General features: G+C 72.0%; 24 protein-coding genes. 10 read left to right on the forward strand and 14 right to left on the reverse strand.

Annotation, left to right across the window (positions count from 1 at the left end):
• Nucleotides 1-23 precede the first annotated feature (23 nt).
• Both KBX00_RS20120 and KBX00_RS20125 read left to right on the forward strand, forming a co-directional pair.
• A complete protein-coding gene (locus KBX00_RS20120) occupies nt 24-1,205 on the forward strand; it encodes an acetoin utilization protein AcuC (protein WP_210829205.1) in 1,182 nt (393 codons plus the stop codon).
• 36 nt (nt 1,206-1,241) lie between these two features.
• Nucleotides 1,242-3,800 (forward strand): bifunctional GNAT family N-acetyltransferase/acetate--CoA ligase family protein, encoded by a 2,559-nt coding sequence (locus tag KBX00_RS20125; RefSeq protein WP_210829206.1) that lies wholly within the window; start codon nt 1,242-1,244, stop codon nt 3,798-3,800.
• A 12-nt stretch (nt 3,801-3,812) separates the two neighbouring features.
• Here the strand turns inward: KBX00_RS20125 and KBX00_RS20130 are convergent, their stop codons facing one another.
• The 4 genes from KBX00_RS20130 to sigB form a co-directional block, all read right to left on the reverse strand.
• The gene (locus KBX00_RS20130) at nt 3,813-4,220 is read right to left on the reverse strand and encodes a VOC family protein (RefSeq protein ID WP_210829207.1); all 408 of its coding nucleotides are present in this window, start codon (nt 4,218-4,220) and stop codon (nt 3,813-3,815) included.
• Nucleotides 4,217-4,708, reverse strand: a complete 492-nt coding sequence (locus KBX00_RS20135; protein WP_210829208.1) for an SRPBCC family protein — start codon at nt 4,706-4,708, stop codon at nt 4,217-4,219. The genes KBX00_RS20130 and KBX00_RS20135 overlap by 4 nt, the downstream gene beginning before the upstream one ends.
• Nucleotides 4,705-5,058 (reverse strand): helix-turn-helix transcriptional regulator, encoded by a 354-nt coding sequence (locus tag KBX00_RS20140; protein WP_210829210.1) that lies wholly within the window; start codon nt 5,056-5,058, stop codon nt 4,705-4,707. Before KBX00_RS20140 ends, KBX00_RS20135 begins: the two co-directional genes overlap by 4 nt.
• Nucleotides 5,059-5,179: 121 nt before the next feature.
• Nucleotides 5,180-6,190: an RNA polymerase sigma factor SigB gene (gene sigB / locus KBX00_RS20145; RefSeq protein ID WP_301548275.1), complete on the reverse strand. Its 1,011-nt coding sequence runs from the start codon at nt 6,188-6,190 to the stop codon at nt 5,180-5,182.
• A 248-nt stretch (nt 6,191-6,438) separates the two neighbouring features.
• Here sigB and KBX00_RS20150 point away from each other — a divergent pair, with 248 nt between their 5' ends.
• A complete protein-coding gene (locus tag KBX00_RS20150; protein WP_210829212.1) occupies nt 6,439-7,227 on the forward strand; it encodes a sporulation protein in 789 nt (262 codons plus the stop codon).
• Nucleotides 7,228-7,250: 23 nt separating this feature from the next.
• Here the strand turns inward: KBX00_RS20150 and KBX00_RS20155 are convergent, their stop codons facing one another.
• The 5 genes from KBX00_RS20155 to KBX00_RS20175 all read right to left on the reverse strand — a co-directional run bounded on the left by KBX00_RS20155 (nt 7,251) and on the right by KBX00_RS20175 (nt 10,612).
• On the reverse strand, nt 7,251-7,691 hold the full coding sequence (locus KBX00_RS20155; protein ID WP_210829214.1) for an SRPBCC domain-containing protein: 441 nt from the start codon (nt 7,689-7,691) through the stop codon (nt 7,251-7,253).
• 89 nt (nt 7,692-7,780) lie between these two features.
• Entirely contained in the window at nt 7,781-8,119 is a 339-nt protein-coding gene (locus tag KBX00_RS20160; RefSeq protein WP_210829216.1) for a metalloregulator ArsR/SmtB family transcription factor, read from the reverse strand.
• Nucleotides 8,116-8,574: an SRPBCC family protein gene (locus KBX00_RS20165; RefSeq protein ID WP_210829218.1), complete on the reverse strand. Its 459-nt coding sequence runs from the start codon at nt 8,572-8,574 to the stop codon at nt 8,116-8,118. The genes KBX00_RS20160 and KBX00_RS20165 overlap by 4 nt, the downstream gene beginning before the upstream one ends.
• A gap of 78 nt (nt 8,575-8,652) precedes the next feature.
• Nucleotides 8,653-9,075, reverse strand: a complete 423-nt coding sequence (dtd, locus tag KBX00_RS20170; RefSeq protein ID WP_210829220.1) for a D-aminoacyl-tRNA deacylase — start codon at nt 9,073-9,075, stop codon at nt 8,653-8,655.
• Nucleotides 9,076-9,127: 52 nt separating this feature from the next.
• Nucleotides 9,128-10,612: a methyltransferase gene (locus KBX00_RS20175; RefSeq protein ID WP_307868962.1), complete on the reverse strand. Its 1,485-nt coding sequence runs from the start codon at nt 10,610-10,612 to the stop codon at nt 9,128-9,130.
• Between the two features lie 177 nt (nt 10,613-10,789).
• On the opposite strand from KBX00_RS20175, the gene KBX00_RS20180 reads away from it, so the two are divergent.
• A complete protein-coding gene (locus tag KBX00_RS20180) occupies nt 10,790-12,010 on the forward strand; it encodes a S8 family peptidase (RefSeq protein WP_210829222.1) in 1,221 nt (406 codons plus the stop codon).
• A 190-nt stretch (nt 12,011-12,200) separates the two neighbouring features.
• On the opposite strand, the gene KBX00_RS20185 is transcribed toward KBX00_RS20180, so the two are convergent.
• Nucleotides 12,201-12,578 (reverse strand): GNAT family N-acetyltransferase, encoded by a 378-nt coding sequence (locus tag KBX00_RS20185; RefSeq protein ID WP_210829224.1) that lies wholly within the window; start codon nt 12,576-12,578, stop codon nt 12,201-12,203.
• Nucleotides 12,579-12,701: 123 nt separating this feature from the next.
• Here KBX00_RS20185 and KBX00_RS20190 point away from each other — a divergent pair, with 123 nt between their 5' ends.
• The gene (locus KBX00_RS20190; RefSeq protein ID WP_301548276.1) at nt 12,702-13,283 is read left to right on the forward strand and encodes an HhH-GPD-type base excision DNA repair protein; all 582 of its coding nucleotides are present in this window, start codon (nt 12,702-12,704) and stop codon (nt 13,281-13,283) included.
• A 35-nt stretch (nt 13,284-13,318) separates the two neighbouring features.
• Nucleotides 13,319-14,545, forward strand: a complete 1,227-nt coding sequence (locus KBX00_RS20195; protein ID WP_210829227.1) for a low temperature requirement protein A — start codon at nt 13,319-13,321, stop codon at nt 14,543-14,545.
• Nucleotides 14,546-14,608: 63 nt separating this feature from the next.
• On the opposite strand, the gene KBX00_RS20200 is transcribed toward KBX00_RS20195, so the two are convergent.
• Both KBX00_RS20200 and KBX00_RS20205 read right to left on the reverse strand, forming a co-directional pair.
• Entirely contained in the window at nt 14,609-14,920 is a 312-nt protein-coding gene (locus tag KBX00_RS20200; protein WP_210829228.1) for a hypothetical protein, read from the reverse strand.
• Nucleotides 14,921-14,922: 2 nt separating this feature from the next.
• Nucleotides 14,923-15,222: a hypothetical protein gene (locus KBX00_RS20205; RefSeq protein WP_307868955.1), complete on the reverse strand. Its 300-nt coding sequence runs from the start codon at nt 15,220-15,222 to the stop codon at nt 14,923-14,925.
• A 110-nt stretch (nt 15,223-15,332) separates the two neighbouring features.
• Between KBX00_RS20205 and KBX00_RS20210 the strand changes: the two genes are divergently transcribed.
• Nucleotides 15,333-15,695: a DUF3099 domain-containing protein gene (locus tag KBX00_RS20210; RefSeq protein ID WP_210829230.1), complete on the forward strand. Its 363-nt coding sequence runs from the start codon at nt 15,333-15,335 to the stop codon at nt 15,693-15,695.
• A gap of 15 nt (nt 15,696-15,710) precedes the next feature.
• Here the strand turns inward: KBX00_RS20210 and KBX00_RS20215 are convergent, their stop codons facing one another.
• Together KBX00_RS20215 and KBX00_RS20220 are read right to left on the reverse strand one after the other, a co-directional pair.
• Nucleotides 15,711-16,625 (reverse strand): PfkB family carbohydrate kinase, encoded by a 915-nt coding sequence (locus tag KBX00_RS20215; protein ID WP_210829255.1) that lies wholly within the window; start codon nt 16,623-16,625, stop codon nt 15,711-15,713.
• A gap of 5 nt (nt 16,626-16,630) precedes the next feature.
• Entirely contained in the window at nt 16,631-17,566 is a 936-nt protein-coding gene (locus tag KBX00_RS20220; protein ID WP_210829231.1) for a pseudouridine-5'-phosphate glycosidase, read from the reverse strand.
• An 88-nt stretch (nt 17,567-17,654) separates the two neighbouring features.
• On the opposite strand from KBX00_RS20220, the gene KBX00_RS20225 reads away from it, so the two are divergent.
• From KBX00_RS20225 to KBX00_RS20235, 3 genes are all read left to right on the forward strand, one after another.
• Complete coding sequence (locus KBX00_RS20225) at nt 17,655-17,873, forward strand: DUF3039 domain-containing protein (protein WP_093410319.1); 219 nt, start codon at nt 17,655-17,657, stop codon at nt 17,871-17,873.
• Between the two features lie 39 nt (nt 17,874-17,912).
• Nucleotides 17,913-18,566, forward strand: coding sequence for a trimeric intracellular cation channel family protein (locus KBX00_RS20230; RefSeq protein ID WP_210829233.1), 654 nt, complete (start codon nt 17,913-17,915; stop codon nt 18,564-18,566).
• Nucleotides 18,567-18,759: 193 nt separating this feature from the next.
• A complete protein-coding gene (locus tag KBX00_RS20235; RefSeq protein ID WP_210829234.1) occupies nt 18,760-20,490 on the forward strand; it encodes a DEAD/DEAH box helicase in 1,731 nt (576 codons plus the stop codon).
• The last annotated feature ends 19 nt before the right edge of the window (nt 20,491-20,509 follow it).

Genomic DNA, 20,509 nt, shown 5'->3' on the forward strand with positions numbered 1-20,509 from the left:
GGCCCTCGTGCGACCATGGGCAGATGTCCGACGACACGGTGGTGGTGTGGGACGAGTCACTGCTCGCCTACGACCTCGGTGACCACCCGCTCGATCCGGTGCGGGTGGAGTTGACCATCGCCCTGGCTCGGGAACTGGGCGTGCTGGAACGGGCCGGGGTGCGGCTGGTGCCGCCGGCGCCGGCCGACGACGACCTGCTCACCCGGGTGCACGACCCGCGTTACCTGGACGCGGTCCGGATCGCGCCGCGCGACCCGCTGTTCGCCGGGTTCGGTCTGGGCACCTCGGACAACCCCGTCTTCGACGGAATGCACGAGTCCAGCGCGCTGGTCGCGGGGGCGAGCGTGATCGCGGCCGAGGCGGTGTGGCGGGGCACGGCCAGCCGGGCGGTGAACGTCGCCGGCGGCCTGCACCACGCGATGCCGGCCCGGGCGGCGGGGTTCTGCGTCTACAACGACCCGGCGGTGGCCATCGCCCGCCTGCTCGACCTGGGCGCCGAGCGCATCGCGTACGTCGACGTCGACGTGCATCACGGCGACGGGGTGCAGCAGATCTTCTGGGACGACCCCCGGGTGCTGACGGTCAGCCTGCACGAAACCCCGCTCGCGCTGTTCCCGGGCACCGGCTTCCCCGACGAGACCGGCGGCCCGAACGCCGTGGGCACCGCGGTCAACATCCCGTTGCCGCCCGGGGTCGAGGACGCCGGTTGGCAGCGTGCCTTCCACGCGGTCGTGCCGTCGGTGCTGCGGGCGTTCCGCCCGCAACTGCTGTTCACCCAGTGCGGGGCGGACGCCCACCGGGTCGACCCCCTCGCCGACCTGCACCTGTCCGTCGACGGGCAGCGCGCCACCTACCTGGCGTTGCGGGCCCTCGCCGACGAGCTGTGCGACGGCCGTTGGGTGGCCACCGGCGGTGGCGGGTACGCCCTGGTCGAGGTGGTGCCCCGGGCCTGGACACATCTGCTGGCGGTGGCCACCGGCGCGCCGTTGGATCCGGCGACGCTGACCCCGCCGGCCTGGCGGGAACTCGCCACCGCCCGCCGGCCCGGCTTCGACGTGCCGCTGCGGATGACCGACGACGTCGACCCGGGGTACGAGCCGTGGCAGCCCACGGGGGAACCGAGCCCGGTGGACCGGGCGATCGCGGCGACCCGCAAGGCGGTCTTCCCGCTGCTCGGCCTCGACCCACACGATCCGCGTGACTGACTGACTGACTGAGCCGGCCGGGGAGGGCCGTCCGAGGTGACCACAGCCGAACACGCCGTGGACGTGCTGCTCAGCGACGGCAGCACGGTCCAGTTGCGGCCGATCGAGCCGTCCGACGCGCCCGAGATCGTGGCGATGCACTCCCGGTTCTCCGAGCGCACCCGCTACCTGCGCTACTTCTCGCCGTACCCCCGGATCCCGGAGCGGGACCTGCGCCGCTTCGTCAACGTCGACCACCGGGACCGGGAGGCGTTCGTGGTGCTGGCCGGCGACCGGATCGTCGCCGTGGGCCGCTACGAACGGCTCGGCCCCGCGTCGCCCGATGCCGAGGTGGCCTTCGTCGTCGAGGACGCCTACCAGGGGCGGGGCATCGGCTCGGTGCTGATGGAGCATCTCGCCGACGCCGCCCGCCGGGCCGGGATCGTCAACTTCGTGGCCGAGGTGCTGCCGGCCAACGGGCAGATGCTGCGGGTGTTCGCCGACTTCGGGTACCAGATCCAGCGCCAGTTCGCCGACGGGGTGGTGCATCTGAGCTTCCCGATCGCGCCCACCGAGGCGACCCTGGAGGTGCAGCGCGGGCGGGAGCACCGTACCGAGGCGCGGTCCATCGCCCGGCTGCTCGCCCCGCGTGGCGTCGCCGTCTACGGCGCCAGCGCCACCGGCCAGGGGGTCGGTGCGGCGGTGCTCGGGCACCTGCGCGACGGCGGGTTCACCGGGTCGGTGGTGCCGGTGCACCCGAGTGCCGCGCGGGTGGCCGGGCTGCCCGCGTACCCGTCGGCGGCCGATGCCGGGCTGCCGGTCGACCTGGCGGTGGTGGCGGTGCCCCCGGAGGCCGCCGCCGCGGTGGTCGCCGATGCCGCGGCGGCCGGGGTGCACGGCCTGGTCGTGATCTCCGCCGGCTTCGCCGAGGCCGGTGTCGAGGGCGCCGCCGCGCAGCGTGCGCTGGTCCGCGCGGCCCACGCCGCGGGCATGCGGGTGATCGGCCCGAACTGCCTGGGGGTGGCCAACACCGACCCGGCGGTACGCCTCAACGCCACCCTCGCCCCACGCCTGCCGGTGTCGGGCCGGGTCGGCATCTTCAGCCAGTCCGGCGCGTTCGGCGTGGCGCTGCTGGCGGAGGCGGACCGGCGGGGGCTAGGGCTGTCCAGCTTCGTCTCGGCCGGCAACCGGGCCGACGTCTCCGGCAACGACCTGTTGCAGTACTGGCAGGACGACCCCGGCACCGACGTGATCATGTTGTATCTGGAGACCTTCGGTAACCCGCGCAAGTTCGCCCGGCTGGCCCGGCGCATCGGCCGGGACAAGCCGGTGGTGGCGTTGGCCTCACCGGCCCGCCGACGGGGGACAGGTGACGTCGCCGGCCCGGACTCCACCGCCGTGAGCGCACTGTTCGCCCAGTCCGGGGTGATCCGGGTGGACACCGTCGGCGAGCTGCTCGACGTCGGGGTGCTGCTGGCCAACCAGCCACTGCCGGCCGGCGACCGGATCGGCGTGGTCGGTAACTCCTCGGCGCTGACCGGGCTCGCGGCCACCGCCTGCGCGGCCCAGGGGCTCACCGTCGCCGACGGCTACCCGCGTGACGTGGGGCCGAGGGCGAGCGCGGCCGAGTTCGCCGAGGCACTTGCCGGTGCCGCCGCCGACGATTCGGTGGACGCCCTGGTGGCACTCTTCGCCCCGCCGCTGCCCGGCCAGTTCACCGGCACCGATGCCGACCTCACCGCCGCCCTGCCCGCTGCGCTGTCCGGCGGCAAGCCGGCCGTGGCCACCTTCCTGGTCGGCCGGGCACCGGCCGGAATGCCCTCGTATCCGAGCGTGGAGGAGGCGGTCCGGGCGCTGGCCCGGGTCACCGCGTACGCGCAGTGGCTGCGCCGGCCGACCGGCACCCTGCCGGAGTTGCCCGGCGTCGACCCGGGGGCGGCACAGGCGGCGCTGCGGGCGGACGACACCGACGTGGTGGCACTGCTGGCCGCGTACGGCATCGAGGTGGTCGAGTCGGTGCCGGCCGCCTCGGTCGACGAGGCGGTCGAGGCGGCCACCCGGCTCGGGTTCCCGGTGGCGCTCAAGGCCGCGGCCCCGGGGCTGCGGCACCGCCTCGACCTCGGTGCGGTCCGCCTCGACCTGTCGGACGCCGCCGCCGTGCGCCGCGGCGGTGCGGAGCTGGCGGCGGCCTTCGGCGCGGACGTTCTGGTGCAGCCGATGGTGCCGCCTGGAGTGGCCTGCGTGGTGGAGCTGGTCGAGGATCCGGCGTTCGGGCCGGTGGTCGGGTTCGGACTCGGCGGGGTCGCCACGGAACTGCTCGGCGACCGGGCGTGGCGGGCGGTGCCGTTGACCGACCGGGACGCCGCCGAGCTGGTCGACGCGCCCCGGGCGGCCCCGTTGCTCCGTGGCCATCGGGGGGCCGCGCCGGTCGACCGCGCCGCCCTGGCGGACCTGCTGCTGCGGGTCGGTCGTCTCGCCGACGACCAGCCCCGGGTGCGGGCGCTGACGCTGAACCCGGTCCTCGCCCGGCCCGACGGTCTGTCGGTGCTGCACGCGAACGTCCGGATCGGCTCCGCCGACGTGCCCCGCCCCGACACCGGCCCCCGCCGGCTGTGAGTGGGTGGCCGGTCAGGCTCGGCTGGAGATCTGCTGCACCGCCCAGGCGTTGCCGTCGGGGTCGGCGAAGAAGACGAAGCCGACGTTGTCCAGTGGGTCCGGCACCGGGCGGGGGTTCTCGCCGAGCATTTGGATCTCGCTCACCTCGACGCCGCGTTCGAGCAGCTCGGCGCGGGCCTTGCCGAGGTCCGGTACGACGAGTTGCAGGCCCTTCAGCGACCCCGGCGGCATCTGCGGCACAGCACCCTTGCCGATGACGATCGAGCAGCCCGACCCGGGTGGGGTCAGCTGGACGATGCGGACGTCGTCGTTGATCACCGTGTCGTGGTCGACGGCGAAGCCGAGCCGATCGGCGTAGAACTCCTTGGCCCGGTCCACGTCGGAGACCGGTACGACGACCACTTCCAGCGTCCAGTTCATTGCAGTCCTCCAGTGTCCGCCGCCAGCAGTGCGGCGAGTCGGGTGAAGCTTTCGGTGACCCCACGGACCATCGGGTACCGCAGGGCGGTGTCGCGTCCCTCGGGGGTGGCGTAGCGCAGCGCGGTGGTGACGGTGGTCCGCCCGGCAAGTTCGGTGAATGTGTGGCTGACCAGGGTCTCGCCCGGGTACGACTGCTCGTCGAAGCGCTCGGTGCAGACGATCTCGTGCGGCGGGTCGACCGTCCGGTAGACCCCGTGCTGGACCATCCGCTGCCCGTCGGGGCCCTGCGACTCGAAGCGCCAGCGCCCGTCCACCCGTAGGTCCACCTCGCACCCGACCAACTGCCAGCCGCGTGCTCCGTACCAGCGGACGAGCAGTTCAGGACGGGTGAAGGCGGCGAACACGAGCTGTGCCGGTGCGTCGAAGACCCGGCTCAGCACGATCTCCCGATCGCCCGGCGTCTCGACCACCAGATGGTCGTCGATCACCGGGCCGTACCGCCGTGCTGTTCTTCCCCGGCCGCGCGCAGCTCGTCGAGCAGGGCGTCGAGACGCTGGTAGCGCTCGGCCCAGTGCTCGCGGTACGCGGCCAGCCAGGCGGTGGCCTCCCGCAGCGGCGCGGCTTCGAGGCGGCACGGGCGACGCTGGGCGTCCCGTCCCCGGCTGACCAGTCCGGCACGTTCCAGCACCCGCAGGTGTTTGGAGACGGCTGGTTGACTCATCGCGAAGGGCGCGGCGAGTTCGGTGACGGTGGCCTCGCCGGCCGCCAGCCGGGCGAGGATGGCCCGCCGGGTCGGGTCGGCGAGGGCGGCGAAGGTGGCGTCCAGGTCGGTGAGCACGTCATATAACCTTTCGGTTTGATAACCAAGAGGTTTCTATCCGGCCGCGTCCCTGCCGTCAAGTGGGGACAGCACATCGGCCCCCGGCGAACCGCCGGGGGCCGATGGCCGAACGCTCAGCTCAGCAGGCGTACGCCTCCAGCCGCTGCGCCCGCTCCGGAGCCCGCAACTTGAGCAGCGTCACCTTCTCGATCTGCCGGATCCGTTCCCGGGAGAGGCCGAACTCGCGGCCGACCTCGTCCAGGGTGCGCTGCCGGCCGTCGTCGAGGCCGAACCGCAGCCGGATCACGGCCTGCTCGCGCTGCGAGAGTGTGGCCAGCACGATGCTCACCTCGTGGCGCAGTTCGCCCTGGCTGGCGGCGTCACCCGGACCGGCGGCCGGGTCGACGGCGGCGACGAAGTCACCGAGGGCGCTCTCACCGTCCTCGCCGACAGCCTGGTCCAGACTCACCGGCTCCCGGTCGTAGGAGATCAGCTCGATCACCTGGAACTCCGGCACGTCGAGCGCCCGGGCCACCTCGGCGACCGTGGGCTCCCGGCCCAGCGACACCGCCAGCTCCCGACGGGCGCGGACCATCCGGTTCACCTGCTCGACCATGTGGACCGGGATGCGGATGGTGCGGGCCTGGTCGGCCATGGCGCGGGTGATGGCCTGTCGGATCCACCAGGTGGCGTAGGTGGAGAACTTGTAGCCCTTGGTGTAGTCGAACTTCTCGACGGCGCGGATGAGGCCGAGGTTGCCTTCCTGGATGAGGTCGAGGAAGGCCATGCCCCGGCCCGTGTACCGCTTGGCGATGCTGACCACCAGCCGCAGGTTCGCCTCCAACAGGTGGTTCTTGGCCGCCCGGCCCTGCCGCGCGACGAGTTCCAGATCGGCGCGCAGTTCCTCGGAGACCGGGATGCAGGTGTTGAGCTTCTCCTCGGCGAACAGGCCGGCCTCGATCCGCTTCGCCAGGTCCACCTCCTGTACGGCGGTGAGCAACTTGGTCCGACCGATTCCGTTGAGGTATGCCCGGACCAGGTCGGTGGAGACGCCGCGCTCGTCGGTGGCGTCCAGGTCGGTCAGGGTGTCGACGCCGTGCTCCGCCTCGGTGCCGGCGTGCGTCCGGTGCTCCGTCATCTGCTGGGCCATCTCAGTCTCTCCCCGTGTCCACGTCCGTGCCGTGTCCGCCGGCCAGTCGCGCGCCGGTGACAAACAGCTTGGCGGTCGGGGCGTAAAACGGGAGTGAGGCGATCGGGGAACCGACAGTCGCTGAGTCGGCACTCGGCGACTCGGCGGTTCGGCCGGCCGGGCTTGTCGGCGCCGGTTACCGTGCCAGCGGTCGGCCGTCGGGCCGGCGTACCGGCCCGGATGCGGGCGATCGAGCGACGGAGGCAATCGTGGTGTTCAAACGGCTCATGCAGGCGATGGGAGTCGGTGGTCCGTCCGTGGAGACGGTGCTGTCGAATCCGAACTGCCGGCCGGGCGGCCACCTGGAGGGCAGCATCGCGGTCACCGGCGGCGACCACGGGGTCGACGTGTCCTACGTGGCCCTGGGGCTGCTCACCCGGGTGGAGGTGGAGAGCGGCGACGACGAGTACACCACCAACCAGGAGTTCCAGCGCCAGCAGGTCACCGGCCCGTTCCGGCTGGAGGCGGGGCAGCGCTACGACGTCCCGTTCCGGTTCGAGGTGCCGTGGGAGACGCCGCTCACCGAGCTGTACGGGCAGCACCTGCACGGCATGACGATGGGTCTGCGTACCGAGCTGGAGGTGGCCCGCGCGGTCGACAAGGGTGACCTGGACGCGGTGGCGGTGCACCCGCTGCCGGCCCAGGAGCGACTGCTGGAGGCGCTGCTACGGCTCGGGTTCCGGTTCTCGCGTGCCGACGTGGAGCGCGGGCACATCTACGGCGTCCACCAGACGTTGCCGTTCTACCAGGAGATCGAGTTCTACCCACCGCCGCAGTACGCGGGCGCGATGAAGCAGTTGGAGGTCACCTTCGTCACCGACCCGCGGCAGGTGCAGGTGGTGTTGGAGCTGGACAAGCGGGGCGGACTGTTCACCGAGGGCCGCGACGTCTTCGGTCGCTTCGCCGTCGAGCACGCCTCGGCGGCCACCACCGACCTGGCCGCCCAGCTCGACGGCTGGCTGCGTCAGTCGCTGCAACGCCGCGGCCTCTTCGGCTGAACTGCGCGATCCCGCGCCGTACCTCAGTGCCAGTTGCTGATCTGCACGTCGTGCGGCGCGGGCTCGCCCTTACCGGTCTCGACCAGCCGCTTGAGACTCATCAGGTATATCGCCCACTTGGTGCTGCAGTGGTACATGAACTCCACCGGCTCCCGCCAACCCTCGTGCCGGAACAGCACGATCGTGAAGTCGTCCTCCCGCTTCAGCTCGAAGCGGACCCGGGTGCCGATCCACTCCTCGGGGCCGTCGACGACCTCCCAGAGCACCAGTTCGGCCGGCCGGCTCTCCAGGACCTTCATGTCGAAGCCGCCGGGGATGAACCGGAACCGGAGCACCCCGCCGACGTCACCGTCGCCGTCCGTCTGCTCCGTCCACCAGTTCGCGAGCCCGTCGACGGTGGTCAGGGCCGCGTAGACGTCCTCGGGAGCCGACGTGACGCCGACCCGGTGCAGGATGTCCAGCATCGTGATACCTCGTTTCTGTGGAGGGTGCCCGAATGCGGGCAGGATGGATCGCGCCGCCACGCAGGTGGCGACGGTCGTTCCGGTGGATTTCAGCTCTGCTGGCCGCGCTGGATCGCCTCGGCGATCCGCTTGATCCGTCGCAACCGCGCGTCCCAGGTGGCGCCGACCGACGACAGTTGCGCGACCGCGCGGGCGAGTTGCGCCTCGTCGACCTCGTAGCGGCGCTCGCGGCCGGACGGCGTGCCGTGCACCAGCCCGACCCGGCCGAGTACACCGAGGTGTTTGGCGACCGCCTGCCGGGTGACCGGCAGCTGCTCGCTCAGCGTGGTCGCCGTGCCGCCGCCGTCGGCCAGCAGCAGGTCGAGCATCCGCCGCCGGGTCGGATCCCCGACGGCGGACCAGAGTTCGTCGTCGACGGCGACGCTCATCGAGTCGACACCAGCCGTGCCACGTACGCCACGAGGCGCGGCAGGAAATGGTCCCAGCCGGTGACGTGGTCGCGGTAGTGCTCCTCGAGTACGGCCGCCTCCCAGCCCCGCTCCCGGAACCCGGTCTCGGTGAGCCGCAGCAGCGTCCCCGAGCCCGACGGGACCAGGTCGAAGGTCACCAGGAGCGAGTTGGTCGGCGTCGCGACGGCGAGGTCGTCGTACACCCACCGGAACGAGAAGTGCCGGGGCGGGTCGGCCGCCACCACGGTCAGCGGCATTACCTGGGTGTTCGACGTGTCGCCGAAGGTGATCGTCCCGGTCGCCCCGGGGACCGGCTCAAGATCCGCGTCGTCCGGCCACCACTGCCGGATGTGTTCGGGCGCGGTGACGACCTCGTAGACCACCTCGGGGGTGGCGTCGATGTGGATCTCCCGCTCGATGCTGCCGTACTCCATGCGCTTCTCCAGACCTGCAACCTATGGTTGCGTCTGACCCTAGCGGGTGGTCGGTGGAACGCGCAACAACTAGTTGCGCTAGAGGTCGAGGAGGATGGTTCGGGGGCCGACGTTGACGCTCTCCACCAGCATGTGCGAGCGGAATCGGCCGGTCTCCACCGTCGCGCCGCGCTCGCGCAGTGCCCGGACCGTCTCCTCGACGAGCGGTTCCGCCACCTCGGCCGGGGCGGCCGCGGTCCAGGTCGGACGACGGCCCTTGCGCGCGTCACCGTAGAGGGTGAACTGGCTGACCACGAGCAGCGGCGCGCCGACCTCCGCCGCCGACCGCTCGTCATCCAAGATGCGCAGCTCGTGCACCTTGCGGGCCATCGTCCGGGAAGTTTGCGGGGTGTCGGTGTGCGTCACCCCGAGCAGCACCAGCAGCCCGTCGTCGATCGCGCCGACCACCTCGCCGTCGACGGTCACGCTGGCCCGGGCGACCGTCTGCACCACCGCCCGCATCAGCCGACCACCGACGCGAAACCGCTTGCCGACGGTGCAGGCAACGGGCGCCTCACGGCTGCACCGGTGCGATGAACCCGCGCTCCACCAGGTGCGCCACGATCGGCCCGGCCGCCTCGGCCAACTCCTCGGCGGCGACGTCGTGCGCGACGGCGAGCAGCGCCAACTGGTCCCGCAGCGGCAACCGCCCGTCGGCCCCGCCCACCAGGGCCAGCACCAGCGGGTCGATCTCCTCGGTCCAGCGCAGTCCGTCGGGCAGGGCGAGGACCTGCCGGTCCACCCCCCAGCCGTCGGAGCCCATCGTCGCCTCCTGGCGCAGTTGGAGCCCGTCGGCGGCGCGGTAGCGCGCGGCCAGCAGGCCGTCGGTGTCGCGTCCGCGCAGCCAATCCTGCCGGTCGAACCAGTCGGCGATCCGATCGCCCATCGGCGGCTGCACCCGCTGGCGCAGGTCCTCCACCCGCAGCACCGGGTCGTCCCGGTCGCTACGGCGCAGCGAGACGATGCCGAAGCCGATCGCCTCGACCTTGTGCGCGTCGAACCAGTCGAGCCAGTCGGCCATCCGCTGTGGGTCGGTGGCCTCCCCGACATCGGTCAGCCACAGGTTGACGTACGCCATCGGGTCGGCGACCTCGCGCTGGATCACCCAGGCGTCGAGGCCGGTACCGGCGAACCAGCCGGCGACCCGCTCGCCCCAGTCCTCGCCGGCCACGTGCACCCAGTTGGCGAGGTACTGCATGGTGCCGCCCTCGGTGAGCAGGCCCGGGGCGGCGGCGGCCAGTTCGGCGCCGATCGCGTCGCCGACCCGACCGGAGTCGCGGTAGACGTGGGTGGTGATGCCCGGGCCGACCACGAACGGCGGGTTGCTCACCACGAGGTCGAACCGCCGGCCGGCGACCGGGGCCACCAGGTCGCCGTGCAGCAACTCCCAGTCCTGACCGTTGAGGGCGGCGGTGGTGGCGGCGAAGCGCAGCGCCCGCCGGGACACGTCCGTGGCGGTGACCCGTCGGGCGTGGGTGCCCAGGTGCAGCGCCTGGACGCCCGAGCCGGTGCCCAGGTCCAGCGCGCTGTCCACCGGCCGTCGGACGGCCGCCCCGATCATCGTCTGCGTCGCGCCGCCGATGCCGAGCACGTGTTCGGCGTGCAGCGGGCGGCCCGGGCGGGCGCTGGCCGGCACGTCCGCGAGGACCCACCAGTCGTCGCCGTACGGCTCCAGGTCCAGTCCCATCCGCAGCCCGTCGCCGTGCCGTTCGACGATCCCGGCGGCGAGCGCGTCGGTAAGCGGCAGCGGCGCCAGCGCGGCGGCCACCGCCGCCTCCGGCTCGGTCTGCTCGCAGATGAACATCCGGATCAGGGTGGCCAGGGGATCCCGGTCGGCGGTGGCGCGCAGCGCGGCCCGGAAATCGTTGCGGGCGACCCCGCCGGTCGCCTGCGGGCCGAGCCGTGCGGCGATGCCGTTCGCGGTGAAGCCCGCCCGGGTCAACGCGGTCCGCAGCGCTTCGACGCCGGCGGGGGAGAGCAGCATGTCGTGTCCGTCCACACCGTCATCCTGCCTGGTGACGTCGGGTCCGGAGACCGCCACCCGTGACATCGAAAGTTAATCTACCGCCATCTATGTCATGTTCGTCGATCTGACGCTAGCATTCCCTCCAACTCAGTCCAGGGTGCGGACCGCCCGGCCAGAAGCCCGGTCGGCCGCCCAGGTAAGGGAGGCACGATGTCCTCAGGGTCCACCGCGCGACGGCAGCTCATCCGGGCGCTCGCCGTCGTCGCCACCGCGGCGGCCGTCTCGGCGGCCGGCACCACCGCGGCGGTCGCCGCACCCACCGGCGAGATCCGTGGCGCTGGCGCGTCGAACGCGGTCAGCGGCAGCTACCTGGTCGTGCTGCGCACCGACGCCGTTGGTGCCGCCGGTTCGTCGACGGCTCGTTCCGCCGTTCCGGACCGGGCCAACGCCCTCGTCAAGCGGTACGGGGGCAGTGTCTCCGACACCTACAGCGCCGCGCTCACCGGTTTCGCGGCGAAGATGACCGCCACCCAGGCGGCCCGGCTCGCCGCCAACCCGGCGGTGGCCTACGTGGAGCAGGACCAGGTGGTCACGATCCAGGCGACCCAGACCAACGCGACCTGGGGCCTGGACCGGATCGACCAGCGGAACCGACCGCTGAGCACCACCTACACCTACCCGAACACCGCCTCGAACGTGCGGGCGTACATCATCGACACCGGAATCCGGACCTCGCACAGTCAGTTCGGCGGCCGGGCCACCTGGGGCACCAACACCGTGGACAGCAACAACACCGACTGCAACGGCCACGGCACCCACGTCGCCGGCACGGTCGGCGGTTCGACCCACGGTGTGGCCAAGGGGGTCCGCCTGATCGCGGTAAAGGTGCTCAACTGCTCCGGCGGCGGCACCGTCACCAGCGTGGTGAACGGGGTGAACTGGGTGACCGCCAACGCGGTGAAGCCGGCCGTGGCGAACATGAGCCTGGGTGGCGGCGCCAGCACCTCCATCGACAACGCGGTGCGCAACTCGATCGCCTCCGGCGTCAGCTACGCGGTCGCGGCGGGCAACTCCAGCGCCAACGCCTGCAACTACTCGCCGGCCCGGACCTCGACCGCGATCACCGTCGGCTCGACCACCAGCACCGACGCCCGTTCCTCCTTCTCCAACTACGGCTCCTGCGTGCACATCTTCGCGCCGGGTTCGAGCATCACGTCGGCCTGGCACACCAGCAACAGCGCCACCAACACCATCAGCGGCACCTCGATGGCCTCGCCGCACGTGGCCGGTGCCGCCGCGCTCGTGCTCGGCGCCAACCCGTCCTACTCGCCGGCCCAGGTCAAGAGCTACCTGGTCAACAACGCCACCACTGGCGTGGTGACCAACCCGGGCAGCAGCTCACCGAACCGCCTGCTGTTCGTGGTCAACTGACCCACATCCGGCACAACCGGCCCGGCGGACGGTGCGAACCGACCCGCCGGGCCGCGTCACGTCGTCGCGCTCCTGTCCGCCCGGATCGGTCCGAGGTGGTGTCGGCGCCCGTCCCGACCCCGCGTACGGGCAGGATGAGGGCAGATTGCCCGCCCAGGGAGGGGCGCCCCAGATCTTCACGGAGCTGGGTTCAGGGGCGTGGTTCGTGGATCGGCTCGGCGTCGTCCGGCCAGTTCGACGTGAAGATCCAGTCGAGGCCGTCCTCCCCGTCCGTATCCAGATGGGGCGCGCGACGCAGGCCGGCGCGTGCGGCGACCTTCAGCGACGCCGCGTTGTCGGGTCGGACTCTCGCGATGATCGGATGGTCGGGCAGGTGCGCGCTCGCCCAGTCGACGACGGCGGTGGCGGCTTCGGCACGGGTGGCGAGCGCGTCGCCCGGATTGTGGGCGTACGCCCTTGGATCTCGGTGGATTCGATGGATGGCGTTGACGTCGGCGCGGGTCGGGCGGCGCAGTGACAGCCGACGAGTCTGTAGCTCCTCGTTGTTGATCAGATCGGCGTGGCCCACGTCTGATTTTCTCCCTCCCGTGCCATTGGGGCGAGGTCAGCCCGCGGACGGGGCCGGCCCGCCAGATGGTTCTCATGGCGGTCCGCTACAGGTGGTCAAGCCTGGTGAGGGACCATGGCTGCCATGACGCTCGTACTGCCCATCGACCCGGAGGCGAACCAACTGCTGGCCCGCGACCCGCTCGCCCTGCTCGTCGGCATGGTTCTCGACCAGCAGGTCTCGATGGAGAAGGCCTTCTCCTCGCCGTACGTGCTGGCCCAGCGGCTCGGCCACGACCTGGACGCCCGGGAGTTGGCCGGCTTCGATCCCGAGGCCCTGGTGGCCATCTTCGCTCAGCCACCCGCGCTGCACCGCTTTCCCAAGGCGATGGCGGCCCGCGTACAGGAGGTGTGCCGGGTGCTGGTCGACCGCTACGACGGCGATGCCGCCCGGCTCTGGGCGGGTCCGGCCGACGGCCGTGAACTGCTCGGGCGGATCATCGACCTGCCCGGGTTCGGTCGGCAGAAGGCCCAGATCTTCCTCGCGCTGCTGGGCAAGCGCTTCGGGGTGCAGCCGCCGGGCTGGCGGGAGGCGGCCGGCGCGTACGGCGATCCAGACGCCCACCGATCCGTCGCCGATGTCACCGATGCGGAGTCACTGCGCCTGGTTCGGGAGTACAAACAGCAGATGAAGGCGGCGGCGAAGGCGAGCGCGCGCGGAGACTGACCGGGCCGCCTCCGACGACGGCAGGGGGCGGGTCGATGGCGCAGCGGGGCAGCGCGCTGCTGCGTAGCGGGCACGGCATGTCCCGGGCCACCTTCCTGGAACTCTTTCTCGACCTGGCCTTCGTCTTCGCCTTCACCCGGGTCTCGGTCCGCTTCATCGACGAGGTCGAGCACGGGCTCACCGTGCTGGGCTTCCTGAAGACCCTGATCCTCTTCCTCGCGTTGTGGCACGTCTGGACATTGATCAACTGGGTCACCAGCCGGTACGAGCCGGACGCCCTGACGATCCAACTCGTCGTGGTGGGGACGATGTTCGGCAGCCTGGTGATGGCCGTCACCGTGCCCCGGGGGTTCGAGGAGCGGGCGCTGGCGTTCGTCCTGGCCTACCTGGTGACGGTGATCGGCCGCCCCCTGCTGATCGCCGCCGTGCTGGGGCGACATCCGCGCCGTACCGTGCCGTGGCGGCTGGCCGCCTGGGCGGCGGGTTCGGGGGTGTTGTGGCTGGCCGGTGCGCTCGGACCAGCCGACCTGCGGTTCGGGCTGTGGGCGCTGGGCATCACCATCGACATGGCCGGATACCTGCTGGGTTGGCCGGTGCCCGGGCTGGGCCGGGCGCCCGTCTCGGCCTGGCGGATCGCCGGCGAGCACATGGCGGAGCGCTACCAGCAGATCTTTCTCATCGCGCTGGGTGAGACGATCCTGGTCATCGGGATCACCTACAGCGGCGAGGGATTCGGCTGGCTGGCGGCGGCGGCCTTCACGGTCGCCTTCCTCACCACCGCGCTGCTCTGGCGGATCTACTTCCACCGGGCCGGTCACCTGCTCGTCGAGGCGCTGCGGATGGCCCGGTCGCCCGGTCTGCTCGGTGCCTCCGCCTCCAGCACGCACCTGGTCATGGTGCTCGGCGTGCTGCTCACCGGAGTGGGTTACGAGTTGGTCATCGTGAAGCCGTTCGACCGGGTCGAGCCGGCGTGGCTGATCTTCATCGTCGGCGGGCCGGCCCTGTTTCTGCTGGGGCGGACCCGGTTCGAGTACGAGATCTTCGCCCGGGTCTCCCGCCGGCGGGTGTTGATGATGCTCGTGCTGGTCGGGGCCGCCCCGCTGCTCCTGCTCGGAACGCCGATGCTGGCGCTGTCCGTGGTCGCCGGTGGGCTGGCCGTGGTGGCTGTCGTGGACGGGTTGCGGGCTCGTGACCAGCCGATGGAACCGTCGGCCTCCCCGCTGGACCGTCCGGATCCCGGTGCGGCCAGCTTCCCGACCTGACCCGTGCGCCACGGCCCGCCGCATCGGCCCGGCTTGGGTCGCCGAGGGCGGTCGACAGTTCCGTCAGGCGGCGCTCGGATGGGCCAGGGAGGCGATGGCCCGCCGGACGTCGGCCAGCGAGACGGTCGCCGAGTCGTCCAGGTCGGCCAGACCCGCCTCGATCCACTGCCGCATCAGCGTCGTCACACCGATGCCCCGGGCGTCGGCGGCGGCCCGGACCCGTTCGTACGTCTCGAGCGGCAGCCGGACCGACCGGCTGACCATCGGAGTCTCGGTGTCGGGGGTGGGTAGTCCCACCGCCTGGCTGTCGTCGATCAGATCGGCGATCCGGTCGCCGCCGCTGTGGAACTGCTTGATCGCGTCGTGACGGTTCATCGTCACCGCCTCCTCGTCTCCGGAGAATTCCGCACGGCCTCGTCGTAGCGTTTGGCCTCGACGTCGCTCAACTCGCGAGCGGAGAGGACGTCCCAGTCGTTGTCGGCACCGTCGGTCTCGGCCAGCAGCACCGCCACCCGGCGTCCGCGGGCGGTGGGGGCGTAAACCACCATCACGTCATCGCCGAGGTGGCGGATGACCCGCCGGCCGCTGTGCAGCGCCTCCCAGACTTCCCCCGGCGTGACGTCGTAGACCCGCAGGTTGGCAAGCGCCTCGTCGGTGAAGCTGAACCTGCTGGCCACGCGGCGAGCGTACCACGGGCGTAACACGAATTTCGGGGGCGACGAAGCTCGTCGCTCGCCCGGTCAGGGTGACAGGATGGAGTACAGCCCCTCCGGAGGAGGTACCACGGGTGAAGCGTCAGGCGTACCAGCCGATCCTCATCACCGACGCCGCCCGCAGCCAGGATGATCAACTGACCAGCCGGCAGCGGCGTTACGTCGTGATGATGGGTGTTCGCGTCGCCTGCGTGATCGTCGGCGCGATCCTGGTCGGTGTGCGGGCACCACTGCTCTGGCTCTGGCTACCGCTGGTCGCGTTGGGCATGGTGCTCATTCCGTGGCTCGCGGTACTGCTGGCCAACGACCGGCCGCCCAAGGAGCGCCACCGCCTCGCCAACCGCTTCTCGTCGCGGTCGGCCACCGAGGCGGCGCCGCCCCCGATGAGCCTCGCCGCCGAGGAGCGGCCACACAAGATCATCGACGCGGAGCCCTGATCCGCCCGGAGCGGCTCACCGAGCCGGGCGGGCCCCGATCTGTGCCACCGCCGTGGCACCGAGATCGACGGCTCGGGACAGGGCGGCATCGGGCGTCGCCCCGGCCAGCCAGGCGCGCAGCAGGCCCGCCGCGAAGGCGTCACCTGCCCCGGTCACGTCCCGCACCGCCACCCGGTGCGCCGACGAGGTGACGATCGTGGCGTCCCGGTCGACCCAGACGGCACCGGCCCCACCGCGTTTGACCACCACCCGGCGGGCCACGGAGAGCAGTGCCCGGCCCTGCGCCGCCGGCTCCAATCCACCGGCCAGCACGGTGGCCTCGTCCACGTTCACCAGCAGCAGGTCGATCTCGCGTACCCAGTTCACAAAGGCCGCCGTCCCGACCGCCCGCAGCGGTGCTGCGGAGGCCGCGTCGACACTCGTGGTGAGGCCGCGTTCGCGGGCGACGGCCAGCGCCCGCAGGCCGGCCGGTCGGGAGTCCGCGTCCAACAGGGTGTACCCGGACAGGTGCAGATGCGTGGCGTCCGGCGCACCGGACAGCGCCGCAGCCACGTGGTCGGGACGCAGCAGTACGTTCGCCCCGCGCTCGGTGACCATGGTGCGTTCGTCGTTGGCCGTCAGCACGATCACCGTGCCGGTGGCGGACCCGGCGATCTCGTCCACCGCGCAGTCGACTCCGGCGGCGGTCAGCTCCGCGACCCGGTCACGCCCGGCGCCGTCGTCGCCGACCGCGCCCACCAGGGTCACCGGTACGCCCTGGGCGGCCAGCCAGGCAGCGGTGTTGGCCGCCTGTCCGCCGCCGGTGGACCTGATCGCCGCCGGGGTGTCGGAGCCGGGGGCCAACGGTCCGGAGAGCACCGCGACCACGTCCGTGACCACGTCGCCGACGACCAGGACGCGGCCGGTGCCGTCGCTGCCGTTTCCGGTCACCTCGGTCACGCCGGCGCGTCGGCCCGGCGCTGGGCGGCGGCGACCGCGATCCGGGCGGCCAGGTCGGCGTTGCGCAGGATGATCCGGACGTTCACCGCCAGGCTGGCGCCCTGTGTCGCGGAGTGGAAGTGGGCCAGCAGGTACGGCGTGACGGCCTTGCCGGTCACCCCGTCGCGCTCCAGCCGGGCGAGACCCTCGGTGAGGGTACGGTCGTGCAGGTCCGGGTCGAGCTGCTCGTCGGTGGGCAGCGGGTTGGCGACGATCAGCCCGCCGTGGTGTGCCCGGTGCTGCTCGCGGGCGGCCAGCACGCCGGCGACCCGTTCCGGGGAGTCGACCGACCAGTCCAGGTCGAAGCCGCCGTCGGTGATGAAGAAGCCCGGAAACCGGCGGGTCCGGTAGCCGACCACGGTCACTCCGAGGGTCTCCAGCCGTTCCAGGGTCGCGCCGACGTCGAGGATCGACTTCACCCCGGCGCAGACCACCGCGATCGGGGTACGTGCCAGGGTGACCAGGTCGGCGGACTCGTCGAAGGTCTGCGCCGCCTCGCGGTGCACCCCGCCCAGCCCGCCGGTGGCGAACACGCCGATGCCCGCCGTGGCCGCCACGGCACTCGTCGCGGCCACGGTGGTCGCACCGTCCGCGCCGGTCGCGGCCGCCACCGCGAGATCGCGTACGGAGAGTTTGGCCACCCCGTCGGCGCTCGCCAGCCGGGCCAGCTCGGCGTCGTCGAGTCCGACCACGAGTTCGCCAGCGATCATGCCGATGGTGGCCGGCACCGCGCCGGCGTCCCGGACGGTCTGTTCGATCTGCCGGGCCACCCGGAGATTGTCCGGGCGGGGCAGGCCGTGCGAGACGATGGTGCTCTCCAGAGCGACCACGGGACCCTGCTCGCGCAGTGCCCGGGCCACCTCGGTGCCGTAGCGAAGGTGAAAGTCGGTCACAATCGCTCACCGTACGCCCGCCGTCCGGGTCACCTCAGGTGGACCGGGTGCGGGTGACCTGCCAGACTTGTCGTTTGGAGGTGCAGTCGTGAGTACACAGATCCTCGAGCGTCCCGAGCTGAAGGACGCCGACACCGGTCCGGAGATGTTCCACTACGTCCGGAAAGAAAAGATCGCCGAGAGTGCCGTCATGGGCACCTTCGTCGTGGCGCTGTGCGGGGAGACGTTCCCGGTGACGAAGACGCCCAAACCGGGTTCGCCGGTCTGCCCGAAGTGCAAGGAGATCTACGACTCGTACCGCGAGTGACGCCCTCGGTCCGCGCGGCGGCCCGCGTAACCTGCGGCGGTGACCACCTCCACCGCCCTTCTCCTGGCTGACCTGGCCGGAGTCGCGGTCTTCGCCGCCTCGGGCGCCTCCGCGGCGGTGGCCAAACGGCTCGACCTCTTCGGCGTGGTCTTCGTCGGCTTCGTCGCCGCCCTCGGCGGCGGGATCGTCCGGGACCTGGTCATCGACGAGGTTCCGCCGCTGGCCTTCGCCGACTGGCGCTACGCGGGTACCGCCGCCGTGACCGCCGCAGCGATCTTCTGGCTGCATCCACAGTTCGCCCGGCTGCGCACCACCGTCCTGGTGCTCGATGCGGCCGGGCTCGGCCTGTTCACTGTCGCCGGGACCCTCAAGGCCCTCGACGCCCACGTGCCGGCGGTCGGTGCCTGCCTGATCGGCATGATCACCGCGATCGGCGGCGGTCTCGTCCGCGACCTGCTCACCGGTGAGATCCCCGTGGTCCTGCGGCGGGAGATCTACGCGGTTGCGTCGCTCGTCGGTTCGATCGTGGTGGTGCTCCTCCACGGCCTCGGCCACACCGGGCCGATCCCGCTCACCGCCGCCGTGGTGCTGGTCTTCGGCGTACGCCTGGTGGCCCTGCGGCGGCGCTGGTCGGCGCCGGTGGCGACGGTGCGACCGCCGCGCACCGGCCTGTCGGGCCCGTCGCCGGAGTGAGCACTCAGTGGCGAACGGCACCATGGTGACGGGTGTGGCGTCGCGTGGGCAGCACGGCGGCTGCTGGTTATGCTGAGTCGGCCTTCGCTGCTCGGCTGCGCGGAGGCATTTTCGTGGGGCGACCGCCGTGCCCCCCGGCCCGGGCCCGCCGGCCGGCGGCCGGGACATCCCGTGGCCGGAGAGGAGCGAACGCGTGGCAGTCCGGACGCCGGCGCTCGATACGTTCCCGTCCCTACGCGCCTGGCAGCGCAAGGCTCTGGTGGAGTACCTGCGCCGTCGAGCTGAGGACTTCACCGCGGTCGCCACGCCGGGCGCCGGAAAGACCACCTTCGCCCTGCGCATCGCCGCCGAACTGCTCGCCGACGGCAGCGTCGAGGCGGTCACCGTGGTCGCGCCCACCGAACACCTGAAGATTCAGTGGGCGGAGGCGGCGGCCCGGGTGGGCATCCAACTCGACGCCGCGTTCCGCAACGCCGACCTGCATTCCTCGGCCGACTTCCACGGCGCCGTGGTCACCTACGCGCAGGTCGGAATGGCGCCGCAGGTGCACCGGCGGCGCACCATGACCCGCCGGACCCTGGTCATCCTCGACGAGATCCACCACGCCGGTGACTCGCGTACCTGGGGGGACGGGGTGAAGGCGGCCTTCGAGCCTGCGGTACGCCGGCTGATGCTCACCGGCACGCCCTTCCGGTCCGACGACAACCCCATCCCGTTCGTCAGCTACGAGCGGGGCGGCGACGGCCTGCTGCGTTCCCGGGCCGACTCGGTATACGGCTACAGCGACGCGCTACGCGACGGCGTGGTACGGCCGGTGCTGTTCCTGGCGTACTCGGGGGAGACCCGGTGGCGGACGAACGCCGGGGAGGAACTGGCGGCCCGGCTGGGCGAGCCGATGACGCAGGATCTCATCGCCCAGGCGTGGCGTACCGCCTTGGATCCGGCCGGCGACTGGATGCCGCAGGTGCTGCGGGCGGCCGATGCCCGGCTGACCGTGCTACGGGAGGCTGGCATGCCCGACGCGGGCGGTCTGGTCATCGCCAGCGACCAGCAGACGGCCCGCTCGTACGCCCGGCTCATCGAGCAGGTGACGGGGGAACGGGCGGCCGTGGTGCTCTCCGACGACGCGGGTGCTTCGGCCCGGATCGCGACGTTCGCGGCGTCCGAGCAACGGTGGCTGGTGGCGGTGCGGATGGTGTCCGAAGGCGTGGACATCCCCCGCCTGGCCGTCGGTGTGTACGCGACAAGTGCCAGTACCCCGCTGTACTTCGCGCAGGCGATCGGACGCTTCGTCCGGGCCCGGCGCCCGGGGGAGACCGCGTCGGTCTTCCTGCCCAGCGTGCCGCATCTGCTCGGGCTGGCCAGCGAGATGGAGGCCGAGCGGGACCATGTGCTCGGCAAACCCAAGGACCGCGAGGGCTTCGACGACGAACTGCTGGACCGGGCCCAGCGCAACGAGCAGGCCAGCGGTGAGCTGGAGAAGCGCTTCGCCGCACTGTCCGCCACCGCCGAACTTGATCAGGTGATCTTCGACGGGGCCTCGTTCGGTACGGCGGCCCAGGCCGGCACCCCCGAGGAGGAGGAGTACCTCGGCCTGCCCGGGCTGCTCACCTCGGAACAGGTGGCGTCGCTGCTCGCCAAACGGCAGGCCGATCAGCTCGCCGCCCAGCGACGTCGAACGACCGAGCGGCGGACGGAATCCGCAGCGCCGGCGGCAGCCCCGCCCGCACCGATGAGCGCCGCCCAGCGCCGGGTGGCCCTACGCCGCCAACTCAACGCCCTGGTCGCGGCCCAGCACCACCGCACCGGCCAGCCACACGGCAAGATCCACGCCGAGCTACGCCGCATCTGCGGCGGCCCCCCCAGCGCCCAGGCCACCATCGAGCAACTAGAAGAACGCATAGCCACCGTCCAAACCCTCTAACCCACCCCCACCCCCACCC

This window comes from Micromonospora sp. C95 (assembly GCF_018070465.1).
Classification (GTDB): Bacteria; Actinomycetota; Actinomycetes; order Mycobacteriales; family Micromonosporaceae; genus Micromonospora.

Excerpts from the sequence above, each read along its gene's own strand:
- KBX00_RS20200 (WP_210829228.1), bottom strand. The coding sequence starts at position 14,920 with ATGAACCGTCACGACGCGATCAAGCAGTTCCACAGCGGCGGCGACCGG.
- KBX00_RS20165 (WP_210829218.1), bottom strand. The coding sequence starts at position 8,574 with ATGGAGTACGGCAGCATCGAGCGGGAGATCCACATCGACGCCACCCCC.
- dtd (WP_210829220.1), bottom strand. The coding sequence starts at position 9,075 with ATGCGGGCGGTGGTGCAGACGGTCGCCCGGGCCAGCGTGACCGTCGAC.
- sigB (WP_301548275.1), bottom strand. The coding sequence starts at position 6,190 with ATGGCCCAGCAGATGACGGAGCACCGGACGCACGCCGGCACCGAGGCG.
- KBX00_RS20190 (WP_301548276.1), top strand. The coding sequence starts at position 12,702 with ATGACGCTCGTACTGCCCATCGACCCGGAGGCGAACCAACTGCTGGCC.
- KBX00_RS20195 (WP_210829227.1), top strand. The coding sequence starts at position 13,319 with ATGGCGCAGCGGGGCAGCGCGCTGCTGCGTAGCGGGCACGGCATGTCC.
- KBX00_RS20160 (WP_210829216.1), bottom strand. The coding sequence starts at position 8,119 with ATGAGCGTCGCCGTCGACGACGAACTCTGGTCCGCCGTCGGGGATCCG.
- KBX00_RS20180 (WP_210829222.1), top strand. The coding sequence starts at position 10,790 with ATGTCCTCAGGGTCCACCGCGCGACGGCAGCTCATCCGGGCGCTCGCC.
- KBX00_RS20120 (WP_210829205.1), top strand. The coding sequence starts at position 24 with ATGTCCGACGACACGGTGGTGGTGTGGGACGAGTCACTGCTCGCCTAC.
- KBX00_RS20130 (WP_210829207.1), bottom strand. The coding sequence starts at position 4,220 with ATGAACTGGACGCTGGAAGTGGTCGTCGTACCGGTCTCCGACGTGGAC.
- KBX00_RS20155 (WP_210829214.1), bottom strand. The coding sequence starts at position 7,691 with ATGCTGGACATCCTGCACCGGGTCGGCGTCACGTCGGCTCCCGAGGAC.